Source organism: Kineococcus sp. NPDC059986, assembly GCF_040702905.1.
GTDB lineage: Bacteria > Actinomycetota > Actinomycetes > Actinomycetales > Kineococcaceae > Kineococcus.
The window spans coordinates 60,953-79,703 of sequence record NZ_JBFBND010000021.1; the positions used below are offsets into that span (position 1 = coordinate 60,953).

At 74.5% G+C, this 18,751-nt stretch carries 19 protein-coding genes and 1 tRNA gene; 8 read left to right on the forward strand and 12 right to left on the reverse strand.

Annotated features, from left to right (window positions below; translation table 11 throughout):
• Positions 1–4: 4 nt before the first annotated feature.
• From AB0637_RS16070 to AB0637_RS16090, 5 genes are all read left to right on the forward strand, one after another.
• A complete protein-coding gene (locus AB0637_RS16070; protein WP_366173472.1) occupies positions 5–406 on the forward strand; it encodes a flagellar assembly protein FliW in 402 nt (133 codons plus the stop codon).
• Positions 407–584: 178 nt separating this feature from the next.
• Positions 585–989 carry a flagellar assembly protein FliW gene (locus AB0637_RS16075; RefSeq protein ID WP_366173473.1) on the forward strand — a complete coding sequence of 135 codons (405 nt, stop codon included), beginning with the start codon at positions 585–587 and terminating at the stop codon, positions 987–989.
• A gap of 64 nt (positions 990–1,053) precedes the next feature.
• On the forward strand, positions 1,054–1,560 hold the full coding sequence (locus tag AB0637_RS16080; protein ID WP_366173474.1) for a YbhB/YbcL family Raf kinase inhibitor-like protein: 507 nt from the start codon (positions 1,054–1,056) through the stop codon (positions 1,558–1,560).
• A complete protein-coding gene (locus AB0637_RS16085) occupies positions 1,557–2,102 on the forward strand; it encodes a YbaK/EbsC family protein (RefSeq protein ID WP_366173475.1) in 546 nt (181 codons plus the stop codon). Before AB0637_RS16080 ends, AB0637_RS16085 begins: the two co-directional genes overlap by 4 nt.
• Position 2,103: 1 nt before the next feature.
• A complete protein-coding gene (locus AB0637_RS16090; RefSeq protein WP_366173476.1) occupies positions 2,104–2,481 on the forward strand; it encodes an SRPBCC family protein in 378 nt (125 codons plus the stop codon).
• Here the strand turns inward: AB0637_RS16090 and AB0637_RS16095 are convergent.
• The 5 genes from AB0637_RS16095 to AB0637_RS16115 all read right to left on the reverse strand — a co-directional run bounded on the left by AB0637_RS16095 (position 2,440) and on the right by AB0637_RS16115 (position 8,324).
• On the reverse strand, positions 2,440–3,396 hold the full coding sequence (locus tag AB0637_RS16095; protein ID WP_366173477.1) for an NAD(P)H-dependent glycerol-3-phosphate dehydrogenase: 957 nt from the start codon (positions 3,394–3,396) through the stop codon (positions 2,440–2,442). The genes AB0637_RS16090 and AB0637_RS16095 overlap by 42 nt on opposite strands.
• Before the next feature lie 10 nt (positions 3,397–3,406).
• Positions 3,407–4,225, reverse strand: a complete 819-nt coding sequence (locus tag AB0637_RS16100; RefSeq protein ID WP_366173478.1) for an RNA methyltransferase — start codon at positions 4,223–4,225, stop codon at positions 3,407–3,409.
• A gap of 9 nt (positions 4,226–4,234) precedes the next feature.
• Positions 4,235–5,839, reverse strand: a complete 1,605-nt coding sequence (locus AB0637_RS16105; protein ID WP_366173480.1) for an EAL domain-containing protein — start codon at positions 5,837–5,839, stop codon at positions 4,235–4,237.
• 173 nt (positions 5,840–6,012) lie between these two features.
• Positions 6,013–6,702, reverse strand: a complete 690-nt coding sequence (locus tag AB0637_RS16110; protein WP_366173481.1) for a response regulator — start codon at positions 6,700–6,702, stop codon at positions 6,013–6,015.
• Entirely contained in the window at positions 6,702–8,324 is a 1,623-nt protein-coding gene (locus AB0637_RS16115) for an ATP-binding protein (RefSeq protein WP_366173482.1), read from the reverse strand. Before AB0637_RS16115 ends, AB0637_RS16110 begins: the two co-directional genes overlap by 1 nt.
• A gap of 152 nt (positions 8,325–8,476) precedes the next feature.
• Here AB0637_RS16115 and AB0637_RS16120 point away from each other — a divergent pair, with 152 nt between their 5' ends.
• Positions 8,477–9,892 carry a citrate:proton symporter gene (locus AB0637_RS16120; RefSeq protein WP_366173484.1) on the forward strand — a complete coding sequence of 472 codons (1,416 nt, stop codon included), beginning with the start codon at positions 8,477–8,479 and terminating at the stop codon, positions 9,890–9,892.
• A 65-nt stretch (positions 9,893–9,957) separates the two neighbouring features.
• Complete coding sequence (locus AB0637_RS16125) at positions 9,958–10,359, forward strand: universal stress protein (RefSeq protein ID WP_366173486.1); 402 nt, start codon at positions 9,958–9,960, stop codon at positions 10,357–10,359.
• 10 nt (positions 10,360–10,369) lie between these two features.
• Here AB0637_RS16125 and AB0637_RS16130 read toward each other — a convergent pair whose 3' ends face one another.
• The 4 genes from AB0637_RS16130 to AB0637_RS16145 all read right to left on the reverse strand — a co-directional run bounded on the left by AB0637_RS16130 (position 10,370) and on the right by AB0637_RS16145 (position 14,679).
• Positions 10,370–11,485, reverse strand: coding sequence for an anhydro-N-acetylmuramic acid kinase (locus AB0637_RS16130; RefSeq protein ID WP_366173487.1), 1,116 nt, complete (start codon positions 11,483–11,485; stop codon positions 10,370–10,372).
• A gap of 11 nt (positions 11,486–11,496) precedes the next feature.
• Positions 11,497–13,239, reverse strand: coding sequence for a selenocysteine-specific translation elongation factor (gene selB, locus AB0637_RS16135; protein WP_366173488.1), 1,743 nt, complete (start codon positions 13,237–13,239; stop codon positions 11,497–11,499).
• Positions 13,236–14,507, reverse strand: a complete 1,272-nt coding sequence (gene selA, locus AB0637_RS16140; RefSeq protein ID WP_366173489.1) for an L-seryl-tRNA(Sec) selenium transferase — start codon at positions 14,505–14,507, stop codon at positions 13,236–13,238. Before selA ends, selB begins: the two co-directional genes overlap by 4 nt.
• A gap of 76 nt (positions 14,508–14,583) precedes the next feature.
• Positions 14,584–14,679: transfer RNA gene (locus AB0637_RS16145), tRNA-Sec, on the reverse strand.
• 30 nt (positions 14,680–14,709) lie between these two features.
• On the opposite strand from AB0637_RS16145, the gene selD reads away from it, so the two are divergent.
• On the forward strand, positions 14,710–15,693 hold the full coding sequence (gene selD, locus AB0637_RS16150) for a selenide, water dikinase SelD (protein ID WP_366173490.1): 984 nt from the start codon (positions 14,710–14,712) through the stop codon (positions 15,691–15,693).
• 4 nt (positions 15,694–15,697) lie between these two features.
• Here selD and AB0637_RS16155 read toward each other — a convergent pair whose 3' ends face one another.
• Genes AB0637_RS16155 through AB0637_RS16165 form a run of 3 tightly spaced genes read right to left on the reverse strand, consistent with a single transcriptional unit; the run spans position 15,698 to position 18,712 of the window.
• On the reverse strand, positions 15,698–16,495 hold the full coding sequence (locus tag AB0637_RS16155; RefSeq protein WP_366173491.1) for a formate/nitrite transporter family protein: 798 nt from the start codon (positions 16,493–16,495) through the stop codon (positions 15,698–15,700).
• A 16-nt stretch (positions 16,496–16,511) separates the two neighbouring features.
• A complete protein-coding gene (gene nrfD / locus AB0637_RS16160) occupies positions 16,512–17,630 on the reverse strand; it encodes an NrfD/PsrC family molybdoenzyme membrane anchor subunit (protein WP_366173492.1) in 1,119 nt (372 codons plus the stop codon).
• Positions 17,627–18,712 carry a 4Fe-4S dicluster domain-containing protein gene (locus tag AB0637_RS16165; RefSeq protein ID WP_366173493.1) on the reverse strand — a complete coding sequence of 362 codons (1,086 nt, stop codon included), beginning with the start codon at positions 18,710–18,712 and terminating at the stop codon, positions 17,627–17,629. Before AB0637_RS16165 ends, nrfD begins: the two co-directional genes overlap by 4 nt.
• Positions 18,713–18,751 lie beyond the last annotated feature (39 nt).

An 18,751-nucleotide genomic window follows, 5' to 3' on the forward strand; every position in this document is an offset into this window, starting at 1 on the left:
CCTCATGACCGACGCGCCCGTGTCCGCCCCCGTCATCGAGTTCGTCTCGCCCATCATGGGCCTGCCGCACCACACGGCGTTCCACCTCCACCCGCTGGACGACGAGGGGAACCTCTGGTCGCTGCGCGAGGCGGGCGGTACCCAGACCCGCCTCGTCGTGGTCGCGCCGGGACGGTTCTTCCCGGGGTACGCCCCGGAGATCGACGACGACACCGCGGCTGCGCTCGACCTGCGTGACGCGAGCGAGGCGGCTGTCCTGAACGTCGTGAACATCGGCGACGACCCGGCCACGGCGACCGTCAACCTGCTGGCCCCGATCGTCATCAACCACCGGACCCTGAAGGCCGCGCAGGCCGTCCTCGTGGGCACCGACCTCCCCCTCCGGGCACCGCTCCTGGCCCGCTGACGACCCGCTGCACCGGACGCCCCGCCGAGGTCTCGGCGGGGCGTCCGTGCGTTCCGGGGAGGGACACGAGTGGCGCGACGGATCGCTGATTGTTCGCTACTGTCTGTAGTGGCCGAGCAGCCAGCGAAACGCTCCGGGACCGACTTCCCCGGGGCTTGCAGACGAAGGGATCGTCGTTGTGAGCATCGCTTCCGAAACCACCCCCAAGATCGAGTTCATCTCACCCCTCGTGGGTCTCGAGGAGCACCGCAGCTTCGAGCTCGAACCCCTCGACGAGGACGGCCTGTTCTTCACGATGCGGTCGACGTCCGACCCCAGCCTCCAGCTGGTGGTGGCCGACCCGATGCCGTTCTACCCGGACTACGAGCCGATGATCGACGGGGACACCGCGCGTTCCCTCGAGATCGTCGACGAAGCGGACGGGGCCGTCCTGGCCGTCGTCAACATGGCGGGGGGAGCCGAGAAGGCGACCATGAACCTCCTCGCCCCCATCGTCCTGAACCCCAAGGCCCACCGCGCCACCCAGGCCGTCCTCTACGGCAAGGACCAGCCGCTGGACGCCCCCCTCGTCCGCAAGGACTGACCCAGCGCACGCGGTCCGGACCGGTCGAGGGGCCGGTCCGGCCCGCGCCCGTTAGCGTCGAGGCATGGACCTCGAACGACCTGTCGCCCCGGACCCCTACTCGCTGCTCCCCTCGGTGCCGAGCTTCTCCCTCCACTCGACCGACGTCACGTCGGGTGAGCAGATGGCGGAGGAGCACGCGAGCGGGAACGTCTCTCCGCAGCTGAGCTGGGACGGTTTCCCCGAGGGCACGAAGAGCTTCCTCGTCAACTGCTTCGACCCCGACGCCCCCACGCCGGCGGGGTTCTGGCACTGGACGGTCGTGGACGTCCCCGTCGGCGTCACGAGCCTGGAGCAGGGCGCCGACGCCCCCACGGGCGCCACGGTGCTGCTCAACGACATGGGCACCGCGGACTTCACCGGTGCTGCCCCGCCGCCCGGAGACCGGGCGCACCGCTACGTCTTCGCCGTGCACGCCCTCGACGTCGAGTCGCTCGGCCTGCCCGACGGCGCGACGCCGACGGTGGCGGCGTTCACGTCCCTCGGCCACGTGCTGGCCCGCGCGACGATCAGCCCCGTCTACTCGCGGTGAGCGGGCCGCAGCGCGCGGCGGGGTCGCTCACGCTGCGGCCGGCGGCCGACCACCCCGAACTCCTCCCGGAAGCGGTCCGCGCGGCGTTGCCCGACGGTGCGTGGGTCGCCGACATCGACCCCGACCTCGCCGACACCGCAGCACTGGTCGAGGCCGCGGCGGTCCCGCTGGACGGGTCGGCGAACTGCGTCGTCGTCGCCGGCAAGCGCGAGGGGCAGGAACGCGTCGCCGCCTGCGTCGTGCTCGCCAGCACCCGCGCGGACGTCAACGGAGCCGTGAAGCGCCTGCTGGAGGTCCGCAAGGCGTCGTTCCTGCCGATGGAGCGCGCCGTCGAGGAGTCCGGCATGGAGCACGGCGGCATCACCCCCGTCGGCCTGCCCGACGGGTGGCGCGTCCTCGTGGACCAGCGGGTGGCCGCCACGGACTGGCTGCTCATCGGGTCGGGGCTGCGCCGCTCCAAGCTCGTCGTGCGCGGCAGCGACCTCGCCGCCCTCCCGGGCGCCGAGGTCGTGGACATCGGCATGGACATCGCGCAGGGCTGACGTGCGCCTCACGGTGCGGGGCTCCCGGCCGGCGGCGGACGTCTGGGCGGACTACGCCGAGACCGCCCGCTGGCCGACCTGGGCCCCGCACCTGACGGCCGTGGTGACGGAGGCGGCGCGGATCGCCGAGGGCGTCACGGGCCGTGTCCGCGGCGGCCCGGTGGCCCTGCCGTTCACGGTGACCGCCGTCGACGAGGACGCCATGACGTGGTCCTGGCGGGTGCTGGGGATCGATCTGCACCACACCGTCCGCGCCGTCCCCGGCGGCTGCGTCACGACCTTCGACGGGCCCGCCCCGTACCTCCCCGTCGCCTGGATCGCCCTGCGCCGCCTGGTGTCACGTGGAGGACAGCAGGCGGGACACCGCGTCCACGGGTGAGCGCTCCCCCGCCAGCACCGCGACGACGTCGCGCACGAACGGCAGGTCCGCGTCGCGCCGCAGCAGGGCCGGGGCCGTCGCGACGCCCTCGGCGGTCCCGCCGGCCCGGCCCACGGCGTCCGCCAGGGCCAGCCCCTCCCCCAGGGCCACGCCGACCCGGTGGTTGCGGGACAGGGTCGAGGTGCTCGTCGCGACGAGGTCGCCGGCACCGGCCAGACCCAGGAACGTCTCCGGCCGCGCCCCGAGCCGACCCCCGAGGGCGGCCATCTCGCTGAGCCCCAGCGTCAGCACGGCGGCGCGGGCGTTCGCACCGAGTCCGGCCCCCTCGACCATCCCGACGGCCAGGGCCACGACGTTCTTGAACGCCCCGGCGACGTCGACGCCGACCACGTCGGTGACCGCGTGCGCGTGGAACTGCGGCGTGGTGAACGCGGCGGCCACCCGGCGGGTCACGCCCTCGTCCTCCCCGGCCACGACGGTGGCCGCGGGTTGTCCCCGGGCGATCTCGGCGGCGAGGTTCGGACCCGACAGGGCCAGGACCAGCCGGTCGCGCAGGACGTCCTGCACGACCTCGGTCCCGAACTGCCCCGTCGCCGTCTCGACCCCCTTGGCGAGGTTCACCACGGGAACGTCGGGCACGACCGGCGACCACTGCGCGAGGTGGGACCGCAACTGCTGCAACGGGACCGCGAGCACGACGAGGGAAACCCCCCGCAGCACGGTGCGGACGTCGGGGCTGGGGGTGATGCGCGGGGACAGCGGGATCCCCGGCAGGTACCGCGAGTTCTCACCCGTCGTCGCGATCTCCTCGGCCAGTTCGGGCCGGCGGCACCACAACCCGACGTCGGCGTGGTGCGTGAGGACGGCGGCCACCGTCGTCCCCCACGCTCCGGCCCCCAGGACGGCGACGCGCACGGTGCCCACGCTACGCCCGCCGCGTCTCCCAGAGGGCGACCGCGCTGGCGGCCGCGACGTTCAGGCTGTCGACGCGGGGGTCCATCGGGATCCGCACCACGACGTCCGCGGCGGCCAGAGCCCGCCGGCTCAACCCGTCCCCCTCGGCGCCCAGCAGGAACGCCAACCGCTCGGGTACCTCGAACTCCCCGAGGGCCACGGAGTCGTCCGACAAGGCGAGGGCGGCGACGGTGAACCCCGCCGCGCGCAGCAGGTCCAGGTCCCCCGGCCAGGACGTCGCCCGCGCCCACGGCAGGTGCAGCACCGTTCCCATGGAGACCCGGACGCTGCGCCGGTACAGCGGGTCCGCGCACCGTGGGCTCACGACGAACGCGTCCACGCCGAAGGCCGCGACCGAGCGGACGATCGCGCCGACGTTCGTGGCGTCGGCGATGTCCTCCAGCACGACGAGCCGCGCCGGACCGGGCGGCAGCGCCGCGAGCACGTCCGCGACCGAGCGTGGCGCGGGTCGAGCGAAGGACCCCAGCGCGCCGCGGTGCAGGTCGACCCCGGTGAGGGCCTCGACCGCCTCGGGCGGCGCGACGAACACCGGTACGTCGTCCGGCAGGTCGCCCTCGAGTTCGGCGAAGCGGTGCGGGGACAGGAGGAACGAGCGCGGGACGTACCCGCTCTCGAGGGCCCGCCGGACCACCTCGACGCTCTCGGCGAGGAACAGCCCCTCGGCCGGCTCGCGCCGCGTCCGCAGCTGCACGTCGCGCAGCGCGGTGAAGTCGCGGAGGAACCCCGTGTACCGGGGGTCGTCGAGGTCCTCGAGGTCGATCCGCGGCACGCGGTGAACCTACAGGACGGGCTCCCGCAGGACGCGCGGCGTCCCGGTGCGCCGTGCTTCCAGCGCCGGCAGGTCCACGACGTCCCGCACGTCGGGGCTCGGGCGACCCAGCAGGAAACCCTGGGCCGAGTCGCACCCGAGGCGCTTGAGGGCCTCGAGCTGGTCGGAGGACTCCACGCCCTCGGCGACGACACCGACCCCCATGTTCTTGGCCATGCCGATGATCCCGGCGACGACCGCCTCGTCCTGGCGGTGCCGGCCGAGACCCGCGACGAAGTGCCGGTCGACCTTGACGTGGTCGATGGGCATGGTCTGCAGGTGCGCGAGGGAGGAGATGCCGGCCCCGAAGTCGTCGACCGCCACGCGGACCCCCATCATCCGCAGCGCGTGCAGCGTGGAGAAACCGGCGTTCGCGTCGGCGACGAGGAACTCCTCGCTGACCTCGACGAGCAGGGCGTTGCCGGCGGGACCCGTCGGCTGGGACGACGCCACGGCGTCGAGGAGTTCGGCGTTAGCCAACTGCCGGCGCGACACGTTGACGGCGACCGTGAGCTGGCAGTCCTCGATGGTGGAGTACCAGTGCTCCAACGTCTTCCACGCCTCGTCGATGACCCACTTGCCGATCTCGACGATGAGCCCGCTGCGTTCGGCCAGGGGCACGAACTCGGCCGGCTGCAGCAGGCCGCGGCGCGGGTGCTGCCAGCGCAGCAGCGCCTCGACGCCCTGCACGTGCCCGTCCCGCAGGTCGACGATCGGCTGGTAGTGCAGGCGCAACTGCCCCTCGGCCACGGCCAGGGCGAGGTCGTCCTCGGTCTGCAACGTGTCGACGGCCTGCGCCTGCATCCGTTCGTCGAACAGTTCCGAGCGCGCCTTGCCGCCTTCCTTCGCCCGGTACAGCGCGGCGTCCGCACGGCGCAGGAGCTTGGAGGCGTCCGCCTCGTCCCGGGCCAGGGCGATGCCGACGCTGGGGGTGATGACCAGGCGGCGACCCTGCCCGAACTCGATGGGGCGGTCGGCGATGGAGTTCACGACGCGCTCGGCGATGCGTGAGGCGTTCAGCTCGTCGGCGAGGTCCTCGCACAGCACGGCGAACTCGTCGCCGCCGAAGCGGGCGACGGTGTCCTCGGGACGGACGGCGGCGCGCAGCCGGTTGGCGACCTCGATGAGGACGATGTCGCCGACGGCGTGCCCGTGGGTGTCGTTGACGGTCTTGAACCCGTCGAGGTCGAGGTAGAGCACGGCGCAGGCGCCCGAACTGCGCCGGGCCAGGGCGTGCTGGAGGCGGTCGGTGAACAGCTGCCGGTTGCCGAGGTCGGTCATCGGGTCGTGCAGCGCCTGCCGCAGTGCGGCGTCGAGGGCCTCCTGCTGCTGCCGACCCTCGGTGTCGAGGCGGACGGCGGACTGCAGGGCCAGGACGAGCAGGAGGAGGGCGGCGACCAGTCCGCCGGCCAGCGCGGCCAGCAGGACGTGCAGCGAGGGGCCGCCGTTGGCCAGCACCTCGGTGAGGGCGACGACACCGACGACCACGAGCGGGGAGACGACCGCCCAGGGCACGACCCGGGTGCGGACGTCGTCGCCCGCCGCGTGCCGCGCCGACCAGGGCCAGCGGCTCATCCCGGGTCCCCTCCCTCGTCTCGTGAGTCACTCGTGACGCGTGCGTCACTGAGCAGCTCACTGAATGCTCATCGTGATTGAACCAACACGTTCTGTCTACTTCACCCGGTCGGCCGCGTCACCACGGACCACCCCGATCGGCCCTGAAGTCACCCGATCGGCCCCCGCCTGCCTCACGAGAGCGGCGCGTACCGCTGCTCGGGACGCCCGGTGGCGCCGTAGCGCAACCGCAGCGCGAGCTTGCCCTCACCGTCCAGCGCCGCGAGGTGGCGCTGGGCAGTCGCGCGCGAGATGCCGGTGGCGGCCGCGACGTCGGCGGCCGACAGCGGTTCGGCGGCCTCGGCCAGGGCGCGCAGGACGAGGTCGCGGGTGGCGCTCGTCGCGGTGCTGCCCCCGCGGGTGGCGGCGGCGTCGGCGTGCAGGGCGCGGAAGGCCGCGTCCGCGACGTCCTGGTCGAGGGGCTGGCCGTGCTCCTCGGCGGTGGCCAGGACGCGGCGGTAGCGGGCGTAGGCGCGCAACCGGGTGTGCAGCACGGCCTCGCCGAACGGTTTGACGAGGTAGCCCAGCGCGCCGCAGCGCACGGCGCGACGGAAGGTCCCCGGTTCCCCCGCGGCGCTCAGCACGAACGCGTCGCACACCCCGAGCAGGTCCAGACCCGAACCGTCGGGCAGGTAGACGTCGAGGAGCGCGAGGTCGACGGGGGTCCCCGCGGCCTGCTGCCGCGCCAGGACCGCCCGCGCCTGCGCGACGGAACCGGCGGTCCCGGCCACTTCGAACCCGGCGACCGCGTCGACGTACCCGGCGTGCAGCGACGCGACCCGGAAGTCGTCGTCCACGACGAGCACCCGCAACCCTCCGCTCATCACGTCACCTCCAACTGGTGGACGGGCGTCAGCGCCCCGGGCAGCCGCACGACGAACACGGCACCACCGGCCGGACCGGCGGGCGCCAGCCACGCGTCCCCGCCACGGGCGCGCGCCACCTGCCGGACCAGCCCCAGCCCGATCCCGTGGCCCTCCTCGTCGCGGGTCGTCACCCCGGTTTCGAACACGCTGTCGCGCAACGCCTCCGGCACCCCCGGCCCCGAGTCGGCGACGGCCACGACGAGGTCGGCACCCTCCTGCACGAGATCGACCTCCACGCGGGCGTCGGCGCTGCCGGCGGCCGCGTTGACGGCGTTGTCGACGAGGTTCCCGAGCACGGTCGTGACGTCGACGGGGTCGGCGACCCGGCCCGCGACCGAGACCTCCCCGAGCGCGAGGACGACCTGCCGCTCCCGGGCGTGGGCGGCCTTGGCCGCGACGAAGGCCTGCAGGTAGGGGTCGGCGACGGCGTCGAGGCCCTCCACGCGACTGCCGAGCGGACCGGTCGCCAGCAGCGTGCGGACGTAGGCCCCGGCCTCCTCCGGCCGTCCCGTCTCCAGCAGGCCCGCGACGAGGTGCAACCGGTTGGCGAACTCGTGCCGCTGGGCACGCAGCACCTCGCCCACGGCCTGCACGGCGTCGAGCTGGCGGGTGAGCAGCTCGACGTCGGTGCGGTCGGCGACGGTGACGACGTGACCGAGGAGCCGGCCGTCGCGGTCGACGCGCCGGGCCGACAGGAGCAGGGCCCGGTCGCCCACGACGGCGAGCACGGGGGCGGCCGGCGGGCTGCCGACGACGTCGCGCACCGCGGGGGGCAGGTCGTCGAGCTCGGCCCCGGCCGGGACCGGCCGGCCGAGCAGCCGGGCGGCCTCCCCGTTGGCCAGGACGACCCGCCCGTCCGGCCCGAGGGACACGACCCCCTCGGCGATGCCGTGCAGGACGGCGTCGTGGGCCTGCAGGATCCCGCCGAGCTCCTCGGGCTGCAGCCCGAGGGTGAGGCGGCGCAGCCGGCCGGCGAGGGCGCCCGCCCCGGCCAGGCCGACGGCGAGGGCGCCCACGGCGACCGCCAGCGCCGGCCACAGGGCGTCGCGGGCGCGGTCGGCGATCGCCGCCGACCCCACCCCGACGCTCACCTCACCGACGACGCGGTCCGAGCCCAGCGCGCGGACGGGCACCTTGGCCCGGGCGGAGGCCCCGAGCGTGCCGGTCTCGTCGGTCACGACCTCCTCGCCCGCCAGCGCGCGGGTCGGGTCGGTGCTGACGCGCTCCCCGAGGACGGCCGGGTTGGGGTGGGCCAGCCGCAGGCCGCGGTCGTCGGTGACGACGACGAAGAGGGCGCCCGTGCGGGCGCGGACCGCCTCGGCCTCGCGCTGGACGAGCCCGTCGCGCAGGGTCGCGGCGTCGGCGGGCGGGCCGTCGCTGGCCGCCGTCACGGCCGACCGGACGGCGTCGTCCTCGGCGAGGGTGCGGGCGACGTCGAGGCTGCGGTTGCGCGACTCCACGACGGCCTGCTGGTGCAGGAGGTAGACCGACCCGCCGCAGCCGACGGCGAGGACGACGGCGACGAGCAGGAGCAGCACGGCCAGCACCTGCCGGCTGAACGTCCATCGTCGGGGGTCCACGCAGCGCACGGTAGTCCCGGGCCCCGCATGAGCACAACGCGCACAACAGGCGGAACGCTCAGTGCGCCGTTCAGTGCGCGCAACCCCTCCCGACGACCGGGAGTTCCCTACGGTTCCCGTCAGTCCCGTTCGACGGAGAACTCGGAGCAACGATGCTGGTCATCCTCGGTTTCACCATGGTCGCCCTGTTCATGGTCCTCATCATGACGAAACGGCTCACGCCGGTCGTCGCCCTCATCCTCGTCCCCCTCGTGTTCGCCGTCATGGCCGGCGCTGGTGTCGGCGTCGGGGACGCGGTGATGGACCAGGTCGGGAAGTTCGCCCCCACGGCCGCGCTGCTGTTCTTCGCGATCGTCTACTTCGGCCTGATGATCGACGTGGGGTTGTTCGACCCGCTCATCAAGCTGATCCTGCGGATCTGCGGGAACTCCCCCGTCCGCGTCGTCATCGGCACCGCGGTGCTGACCTCGCTCGTCTCCCTCGACGGGGACGGGTCCACGACCTTCATCATCACGGTCTCGGCGATGCTGCCGCTCTACCTGCGACTCGGCCTGTCGCCCGTCGTGCTGACCGTCGTGGCGAACCTCGCCGCCGGCGTCATGAACATCATCCCCTGGGGCGGGCCGACGGTCCGGGCCGCGACCGCGCTCGGCGTCTCCCCCTCGGAACTGTTCAACCCGATGGTCCCGAGCATGCTCGCCGGGCTCGCGGCCGTCGTCGTCATGGCGTGGACGCTGGGGTTGGCCGAGAAGCGCCGCCTGGAGAAGGCGGGCCGCGAGATGGGCATCGAGACCGTCGAGCTCGTCCCGGCGCGCGAACTCGCCCTGGCCGGCGGCGGCACGGGATCGGGCACGACCCGTCGCGGCACGGGGTCGGCCGGCGGAACCGCCACGGGCGGCGACGACGACGGGATGACCCGCGGCGCCCTCGACCCCGACCGCGTCACGCTGCGCCCCAAGCTCATCTGGTTCAACGGCGCCCTCACCGTTGCGCTGCTCGTCCTGCTCGGCATGGACGTCATGCCGCTGCCGTTCCTCTTCATGGTGGCCTCGGCCCTGGCGCTGCTGGTGAACTTCCCCAAGCCGTCCGAGCAGGTCGAGCGCATCAAGGAGCACTCCTCCAGCATCGTCTCCGTCGTCGCGATGGTGTTCGCGGCGGCCGTCCTCACCGCGGTCCTGTCCGAGACGGGCATGGACACCTCGATGGCCCGCTGGCTCGTCGACATCGTCCCGGACGCGTGGGGTCCGCACCTGGCCGTCATCACCGGGGTCCTCAGCATGCCGCTGACGTTCTTCCTGTCGAACGACGGTTTCTACTTCGGCGTGCTGCCGATCCTGTCGGAGGCGGCCTCGCACTACGGCATCTCGGGCGTCGAGATGGCCCGCGCCTCGATCGTCGGGCAGCCGGTCCACTTCACCTCGCCGCTGGTCCCCGCGATGCTGCTCCTCATCTCGCTGGCCAAGGTCGACCTCGCCGACCACCACAAGAAGGTCATCTGGCGTTCGGTCGTCCTGTCCCTGGTGATGCTGGTCGCCGCCGTGGCCACCGGCGTCGTCCCCCTGGGCTGAGGAACCACCAGACCGTGACGAACCCGCGAACCCGCACCCCGGAGGAACCCATGACCGGAGAACCCGTGACCGAGGAACCCACGAGCACCGGCGCCGTCGTCGTCGCCGTCACCGACCGCCCCGAGGGGGCCGCGGCCCTGGCCTGGGCCCTGGACCGGGCCCGCACCCTGGGGGTCGGGGTGCAGGCGGTCCCGCTGACCTCCGACGCCCCCTCCAGCCCCGTCCACGTCTCCGCCGAGGTCCGGCGCACCGTCGAGGAGGGTGCCCGGCGCGCCGGGGTCACCGCGCGCCTGCACGCCCCCGACCCCGACGTCGCCGAGCAGCTCATCAGGCTCAGCGGGGCCGGAGCAGACGTCGTCGTCCTGCCGGTGCGCAAGCGCTCGGCCACGATGAAGTACCTCATGGGCAGCATCGCCCAGCGCGTCATCGGCGAGGCGGAGTGCCCGGTGGTCACCGTCCGGTCCTGACCTCCCCGGGTCAGGCGCCGAGGTGGAGGACGGAGGGCCACGGCGTCGCCGACCCTGGGCCGGGGAGCTCGCGGCGTCCCGGGGTGAGCCGGCCCAGCACCCGGGGCCCGCGGGCCCCGGTGCAGCTCGGGACGTTCCCCGGCCGGCCGGTGGCGAAGGCGTAGCCGAGCAGCGCGAAGGCGATCGCCTCCTTCTCCCCCGCGGGGCAGCCGAGGTCGTCGGACAGCAGCACCCGGCCCGACAGTTCCCGCCGCAACCCCGCGAGCAGCACGGGGTTGCGGACCCCGCCGCCGGAGGCCACGACGACCTCGACCCCGGCGAGGGCGGCGGCCACGGTCCGTACCGTGAGTTCGGTGAGGGTGGCGACGAGGTCGGCCTGCGCGAGGACCCGGCCGTGCAGGCGACCCGCCACGTAACCGGGGTGGAACAGTTCCTTGCCCGTCGTCTTCGGCGGCGGTTGCGCGTAGAACGGTTCGGCCAGCAGGTCCTCGAGCAACCCCTCGTCGACGGTGCCGGCGGCCGCCAGCCGGCCGTCCCGGTCCATCCCCCCGGCGGCCGCGTCGAGCAGGGCGTTGGCCGGTCCGGTGTCCCAGGCGCGCACGGATCCGTCGGGGTCGCAGACCGTCACGTTGGCGATGCCACCGAGGTTCAATGCCGCCGCCGTCCGTCCCCGGTCCACGAAGGGCTGCAGCAGCATCCGGTCCAGCAACGGCACGAGCGGAGCCCCCTGGCCACCGGCGGCGACGTCGGCCGTCCGCAGGTCGGAGACGACGGGGGTCCCGGTGGCCTCGGCGGTCCAGGCGGGCTGACCGAGTTGCAGGGTCCCGCGCACGACGCCGTCCTCGACCCAGTGGAAGACCGTCTGCCCGTGCGAGCAGACGAGGTCGACCTCCTCGCCCACCCCGGCGGCCACGGCCGCGAACTCCTGCCCGATGCGCACGTCGAGCGCGCAGACCTCCGCGAACCCCGGCCGGCCGGGAGGCAGGGCGGCCGCGAGGTCGGCCCGCAACCCCGGTGAGTACGGCACCGACCCGTGCTCCCCCAGCCGCGCCCGCAGCACCCCGGGCTCCTCGGAGAACTCCACGACGGCGAGGTCGATGCCGTCGTGCGAGGTGCCCGACAGCATCCCCAGCACCTTCACCGCAGCCGCCGGCGGTCGTCCGGTTCCCGCACGGTGGCACCCGTCGCGTCCAGGGCCTCGAGCAGCGGCACCGCGACCCGCCGGGACGTCCCGAGGGCCTTGCGCGCCTCGCTGAGCGAGAACGGCTGCGGGACGGAACGCAGCGCCGCGACCGCCCGCTCCCGGTACCCCGGGGCCAGGACCAGCCCCTCGGCCACGCGTTCCAGCCGGCCGGCCCGCACCGCGGCGGCGAGTTCGGACCGGCCCAGCCGCAGGTCCCGCAACCGTTCGACGTCGGGCGCCGCGAACGGGGCCGCGGCGAGGTCGGCGAGGACCGCGGCGACCGCGCGCTCGACCGCCGGCGGGAGGTCGTCGGTGCGTTCCACGACCCGGCCCTCGCGCACGCGCAGCGGTTCGACGACGAGGGCGGTGGCGACCTCCAGCTCCGGGAGGGCGAGGGTGCGGCGGACGTGCTCCAGCGTCGGGCCGGGGTGCAACGGCTTCGCGGCCCGGTAGGCCCGGACGACCTCGGGCACCCGGGCGCGCTGCGCCGACCACCACACCGGGTCCGCGTACCAGTCGCCGACGACGGGCTCCCCCACGACGGGAACACCCATCGCCCGCAGGGTCCGGCCGCGCACGAGGTGGCGCCGGCGCAGCTCCGAGGCGGTGTCGGGCCCCGCGACGTCGGCCAGGTCGGCGGCCCGTGCGGCGGCGGCCCCGCGCCGGCGCAGGGCCGGCGGGAGGACGTCCAGCACGGCCGCGGACCCGAGCACCTCGTGCCGTGCGGGGTCGCGCAGCAGGAGCCGGTCCCCCACGACCAGCGGCAGCGGCGTCCGCAGCTGCAGGCGGGCGAGCCCGTCCCCCAGCGGCCGGACGCGAGCGGGCACGGCCGCCGAGCCGAGGTGGGCCACGAGTTCCGCCGGCAGGTCGCCGGTCGCGGTCCGGACGTCGACGACGTCCGTGCGCACGTGGGTTCCCGGGGTGAGGAGCGCGTCCCCGCGCTGCACGTGCCGGCGGTCGACGCCGCGCAGGTTGAGGGCGACCCGCGCGACCCCGGCGACCCGGTCGACGGGACGTTCGAGCGACTGCAGGCCCCGGACGTGGACCGTGCGCTCGCCGACGACGAGGTCGTCGCCGACCCCGACGGACCCGGCCGGCAGGGTGCCCGTCACGACGGTTCCGGCGCCGGTGACCGAGAAGCTGCGGTCGACCCAGAACCGCACGGGGGCCGCAGGGTCCGGCACCGGGACGGTCGCCAGCACGCGGGCCAGGGCGGCACGGACGTCGTCCAGCCCGGCGCCCGTGACGACGCTGCACGCGGCGGCGGGGACCTCCCCGAGGGACGTGCGTCGCAGTTCGGCCAGTGCCGCCTCCCGCGCCGGGGCCGGGTCGGCGAGGTCGGACCGCGTCACGACGAGCAGGCCGTGCCGGACGTCGAGGGCGTCGAGCGCGGCGAGGTGCTCGGCGGACTGCGGCATCCAGCCCCCGTCGGCGGCGACGACGAACAGCACGACCGGCACCGGCCCGACGCCGGCCAGCATCGTCGGGACGAACCGTTCGTGGCCGGGCACGTCGACGAACGCGACCGTTCCCGCGCCGGGGACGTCGGTCCACGCGTAGCCGAGGTCGATCGTCAGCCCGCGGCGCTTCTCCTCGGCGTACCGGTCCGGGTCGCGGCCCGTCAACGCGCGCACGAGGGAGGACTTGCCGTGGTCGACGTGGCCCGCGGTCGCCACGACGCTCGTCGCGCGCGTCACCCGACCGCCCCGCGGACCGCGGCCACGACGAGGTCGTCGGCGTCGGTGGGAACGGTCCGGAGGTCCAGCAGCAGCCGGCCCCCCTCGACGCGACCGGCGACCGAGGGGTTCCCCGTCCGCAGCGGGACCGCCAGGTCCGGGGGCAGCGACACCACCCACGACGGCAGGTCCACCCCCGGTGCCCCGCCGCCACCCACGACGGCGTTCGAGGGTTCCAGCCTGGCATCGATCCCGCTGTGCTGCAGCGCTTCCACCACCACGGAACACCGCGCGCGGAGGACGTCCGGGTCGGCGTGGACGGCGTCCCGCGTGGGGTTCGGCGCCGCGCGCAGCGTCGCCTCGAGGGCGGCGAGGGTGAGTTTGTCGACGCGCAGGGCGCGGGCCAGCGGGTGCCGGCGCAGGCGTTCCACGAGCCCGGCCTCCCCCAGCAGCAACCCCGCCTGCGGGCCGCCGAGCAGCTTGTCCCCCGACGCGGTGACGAGGTCCGCACCCGCGGCCAGGACGGTCGCGGCGTCGGGTTCGTCGGGCAGCGCGGGGTCCGGGGCGAGCAACCCCGACCCGATGTCGACGACGACGGGAACCCCGAGGGTCGCGAGTTCCCCGGCTTCCACCCCGGCGGTGAACCCGGTGACGACGAAGTTCGAGGGGTGGACCTTCAGGACGAACCCGGTCCGCTCGGACAGCGCCGCCCGGTAGTCCGCGAGCGACGTGCGGTTCGTCGTCCCGACCTCCCGCAGCCGGGCGCCGGTGGACTCCAGCAGGTCCGGCAGCCGGAACCCGTCACCGATCTCGACGAGTTCGCCGCGGCTGACGACGATCTCCCGGCCCGCGGCCAGGGCGGTCGCGACGAGGACGAGGGCCGCGGCGCCGTTGTTGACGACGTGCACGTCGCCCGCGGCGGGTACGGCCGCCTGCAGCGCCGCCACCGTCCCGCGCCCGCGGCGGGCGCGCCGCCCCGTCACGAGGTCCATCTCGACGTCCGTCGCACCGGCGGCCGTGACCACGGCCTCCACCGCGGCCGGCGACAGCTGCGCGCGCCCCAGGTTCGTGTGCAGCACGGCGCCGGTGGCGTTGAGGACCCGCCGCAACGTGGTGCCCGCCGGGGGCAGCACGGCGAGGACCGCCGCCACGACCTCGTCCGGGGCAACGTCGCCGGCCCGCACCCGCTGCTGGACCGCGCGGACGACGTCCTTGACGGCCTCACGGCCCCGGTCGGTGACCGCTTCCGCGACCCGGGGGTCGGCCAGCACCGCGTCGGTGCGCGGCACGCTGCGGCGAGGGTCCGGTGGCGGCGCGGGGTGCACACGCGCAACTTACGCGACACCTCCGGTGGGGCTGCGCGCGTGGCGGAGGCGGATGGGAATCGAACCCACCTGACCGAGGTGCTCGGTCACGCCGGTGTTGAAGACCGCGGGGGCCACCAGGCACCCGTACGCCTCCACGCACGCGGCCCCAGCCTACGGTGGGCCCATGAGCTCGCCGACGCGCCTGACCCAGTTCGCCCACGGCGGAGGGTGCGCCTGCAAGATCCCCCCGGGGGAGCTGGAGGAGATGGTGGCCGGGCTCGTGGCCGCCCCCGCGGACGACCTCGTGGTCGGCGTCGGCGACGACGCGGCCGTCGTGCGGATCGAGGGCGGGCGCGCCGTCATCGCCACCGCCGACTTCTTCACCCCGGTGGTCGACGACGCCTACACCTTCGGCCGGATCGCCGCGACGAACGCGCTGTCCGACGTGTACGCCATGGGCGGGACGCCGCTCGTGGCCGTGAACCTGCTCGGCTGGCCGCGCGACGTCCTGCCCGCCGAGCTGGCCCGGGAGGTCCTGCGCGGCGGGGCCGACGCGGCCGCGGCCGCCGGCTGCCACCTCGGCGGCGGGCACAGCATCGACGACCCCGAACCCAAGTACGGGATGGCCGTCACCGGGCTCGGCGACCCCGACGCGCTCCTGCGCGGGGACGCGGCGCAGGCGGGACTGCCGCTGACGCTGACCAAACCCCTGGGCCTCGGAGTGCTCAACAACCGGCACAAGGCAACGGGCGAGGTCTTCGAGGAGGCGATCGCCGTCATGACGACCCTCAACCGGGACGCCTCGCACGCCGCGCTGGCCGGCGGGGCGCGGTGCGCGACCGACGTCACGGGGTTCGGGCTGCTCGGGCACCTGCACGAGGTCGCCCGCGCCAGCGGGGTCACGGCCGTCGTCGACGCGGCCGCCGTCCCCTACGTCGACGGGGCGCGGCGGTCGCTGGCCGACGGGTTCGTCCCCGGCGGCAGCCGCCGCAACCTGGACTGGGTCCGTCCGCACCTGGACGCCGGCGCAGTGGACGAGGACGAACTCGTCCTGCTCGCCGACGCGCAGACCTCCGGCGGTCTGCTCGTCGTCGGCGAGGTGCCGGGGTACCCCGTCGTGGGCGAGGTCGTCCCGCGGCGCGGGGACCTGACGCTCGTCGTCCGGTGACCCCTCAGTCGGTCGTCCGCCCCCGCAGGTAGAGGAACCAGTACAGGACGCCGACGAAGAACCCGCCACCCACGACGTTGCCGAGACCGGCGAACACCCAGTTGCGCAGGATGTCCCCCCACCCGATGCCGGGGACCCCGGCCCAGTGGGCGGCGGGCAGGAAGAACATGTTCGCCACGACGTGGTCGAACCCGAGGGCCACGAACGCCGTGATGGGGAAGAAGATGGCGAGCACCTTGCCCGCGACGTCCTCGGCGGCCAGCGCCATCCAGACCCCGAGGCACACCAGCCAGTTGCAGCCGACGGCGCGCAGGAAGATGGTCAGGTCGTCCTCGGCCACGGCCTTGCCCGTGGCGATGGCCGCGATCCGCACGTAGGAGGCGGTTCCCTCGGCCCCGATGACGCCCGTCCGGACGGCGAGCACGTAGGCGACGAACAGCGCGCCCAGCAGGTTCGCCACGAGGACGACCCCCCAGCTCAGGGCCATCCTCCCGACCGTCACCTTGCGGCTCAGCAGGGCGATCGGGATGAGCGCCATGTTGCCCGTGAGCAGTTCGGACCCGGCGATGATGACGAGCACCAGCCCGAGGCTGAACACGGCCCCCGTCAGCAGGGTGGTCACCCCGCCCCACAGCTCCGGTTTCAGCCCCGCGGTCACGTCCACCGCGAGCAACCCCGCGAAGGCGATGTAGGCGCCCGCGAGGAAACCCCCGACGAGCATCTTGCTGACCGGCAGGTGTGCCTTCTTCTCACCACTGGCCACGGCGGCCACGGCGATCTCCTCCGGCGTCTTGAACGCCATGGGGTCCTCCTCGTGCTCAGGAGGCGCGCTGGCGTGCCTCCAACCGTTCCCGTTGCGGGACGACGACGTACTTCGGGTCCTTGGTCGAGACCACCCCGGCCTCGAAGACCGCCATGCGGGTCAGGAACGACCCGGCGAGCAGGCTCGCGCCCGCGGCGGCCGCGACCACCCGGGCCGCGCGCCGCGGCAGGAACCGGGCGGCGATCCCGCCCGCGGCCCCGGCCGCGGTGAGCGTGCGGGCGGTGCGGAGGAACGTTCCCGGCCGTCCGAGGTGGAAGGGTTCGCTGACGAGCCCGTGCGCGGTCTCCATGCGGTGCGCGGCAGCGAGTTCCACGGTGGCACCGATGGCCGCGAGGCGCGCGGCGGGACCGCTCTGCTCCACGGGGGCGAAGAGCATCGCCGCACCGGACCCGGCGGCCAGGGCGCTGCCACCGAAGACGAACGGCAGTTCCCGGTAGGGCTCGTGCCAGCTCGGCACGGCCGTGTCCGCGAACAGGACGGCGGTGTAGGTCGCGAGCAGCGGGCCCGTGAGGGCCGCCCCGACCCCGGCGGCCGACCCCGCGGGCCGCGCCACCCGGCGGACGAACCCGAGGACTCCGCGCTCGGGGAGGAGTTCCCCGAGCTCGAAGACGGCGGCCGCCCCGGACAGCGGTCCGAAGACCGAGAGGATGTACGTCCCCACCGACATGGGCGAGGTCACCTTGGCGACGCGCAGCATGTTGTAGAACCGCTCGGGCCGGCCGAGGTCGGCGATGAGGAAGTAGGCACTCGCCCCGACCGCCGTCAGCGACGTCGCGCGCAACGCCCTGCGCGCCAGCACGTCCCCGCGGGCGTCGGCGACGACGGCCAGCATCGAGCAGCCGGCCGCCAGCCCCCCGGAGAACAGGTAGTAGGCGATCTCGTGCGTCCACACCGGGGGTTTGAGGACGGCGCGACCGTAGTAGGACCGGAACTCCGCGTCGGGGACGACGGCGTTCGCGTCCCCCCGCTTCTTGTCGGAACGACGGTTGCGGGACCCCATGGCGGCGTCCCACATCCGGGCGGCCTGCCCACCGATCGGGTCGGTACCGGGCACGTGCTCGAACCCGGGCTGGCCGGGCTGGTGCGGCGTCTCCTGGGACGGCTTCGGGCTCACGACCGCCGTCCCAGCGCGGCCGCCACCGTCCCGAGCAGCATGAACCCGGCGGCCGCCGCCATGTGCTTGTACATCGACGGCAGGTCCCGGGTGGTGACGACGGGGTCCGGCGGCAGGCCGTAGACCTCCGGCTCGTCGAGGAGCAGGAAGAACGCACCGTCCCCGCCGACGCCGTCGTCGGGGTCCTCGCCGTAGAGGCGGGCCTCGGTGACCCCGACGTCGTGCAGCTGCTGACGTCGCCGTTCGGCGCGCACGCGCAGTTCGTCGAGGTCACCGAACTGGATGGACTCCGTCGGGCACGCCTTGGCGCACGCCGGCGTCTCGTCCTCGCCGAGGCGGTCGTAGCACAGGGTGCACTTCCAGGCCCGGCCGTCGTCCTCGCGCTTGTCGATGACGCCGTAGGGGCAGGCCGAGACGCAGTAGCCGCAGCCGTTGCAGACGTCCTGCTGGACGACGACGGTGCCGAACTCGGTGCGGAACAGCGCACCCGTGGGGCAGACGTCGAGGCAGGCCGCGTGGGTGCAGTGCTTGCAGACGTTGGACATCATCAGCCAGCGGACGTCCTGCCGGCCGTCCCGGTCCGGCAGCGGTGCGGGGGCGAGCATCCCGGGCATCCCGAGGAACTGCCCCGTCGTGTCCTTCGCCGCGGGCGCCGCGGGTGCCGGGGAACTCCCGCACGAACCCCCGCACCCGCCGTGCGAGGAGTTCTCGTAGGCCCGTTCGGCCACGGGGTGCCCACCCGGCACCCCGGTGCCGAGCCGGGCCGCCTCGGCGAAGGCGTCGAACCCGGCGGCCGCGGTCTCCTGCTGGAGCCGGTCCACGGCCGGCCGGGACTGCTCGATGAACGCCACCGCACGCCAGGAGTCAGCACCGAGGCCGCCGGTGTTGTCGTAGGACAACCCGAGCAGGTCGATCCCGTCCTCGGGGACGGCGTTCCACTCCTTGCAGGCCACCTCGCAGGCCTTGCAGCCGATGCAGACGGAGGTGTCGGTGAAGAACCCCTTGCGCGGCGGCGGGTCGACGTACCCGGCGTCGCGCGCCGGGTCGTCGAGCCGCCCGTACAGGCTGTTGGCGGAAGCCACTACCGGCCCTCCAGGTCCAGGTCGGGGTTCGGGTCGAGG

Excerpts from the sequence above, each read along its gene's own strand:
- AB0637_RS16070 (WP_366173472.1), top strand. The coding sequence starts at position 5 with ATGACCGACGCGCCCGTGTCCGCCCCCGTCATCGAGTTCGTCTCGCCC.
- AB0637_RS16080 (WP_366173474.1), top strand. The coding sequence starts at position 1,054 with ATGGACCTCGAACGACCTGTCGCCCCGGACCCCTACTCGCTGCTCCCC.
- AB0637_RS16105 (WP_366173480.1), bottom strand. The coding sequence starts at position 5,839 with ATGAGCCGCTGGCCCTGGTCGGCGCGGCACGCGGCGGGCGACGACGTC.
- AB0637_RS16110 (WP_366173481.1), bottom strand. The coding sequence starts at position 6,702 with ATGAGCGGAGGGTTGCGGGTGCTCGTCGTGGACGACGACTTCCGGGTC.
- AB0637_RS16120 (WP_366173484.1), top strand. The coding sequence starts at position 8,477 with ATGCTGGTCATCCTCGGTTTCACCATGGTCGCCCTGTTCATGGTCCTC.
- AB0637_RS16130 (WP_366173487.1), bottom strand. The coding sequence starts at position 11,485 with ATGCTGTCGGGCACCTCGCACGACGGCATCGACCTCGCCGTCGTGGAG.
- selD (WP_366173490.1), top strand. The coding sequence starts at position 14,710 with ATGAGCTCGCCGACGCGCCTGACCCAGTTCGCCCACGGCGGAGGGTGC.
- AB0637_RS16155 (WP_366173491.1), bottom strand. The coding sequence starts at position 16,495 with ATGGCGTTCAAGACGCCGGAGGAGATCGCCGTGGCCGCCGTGGCCAGT.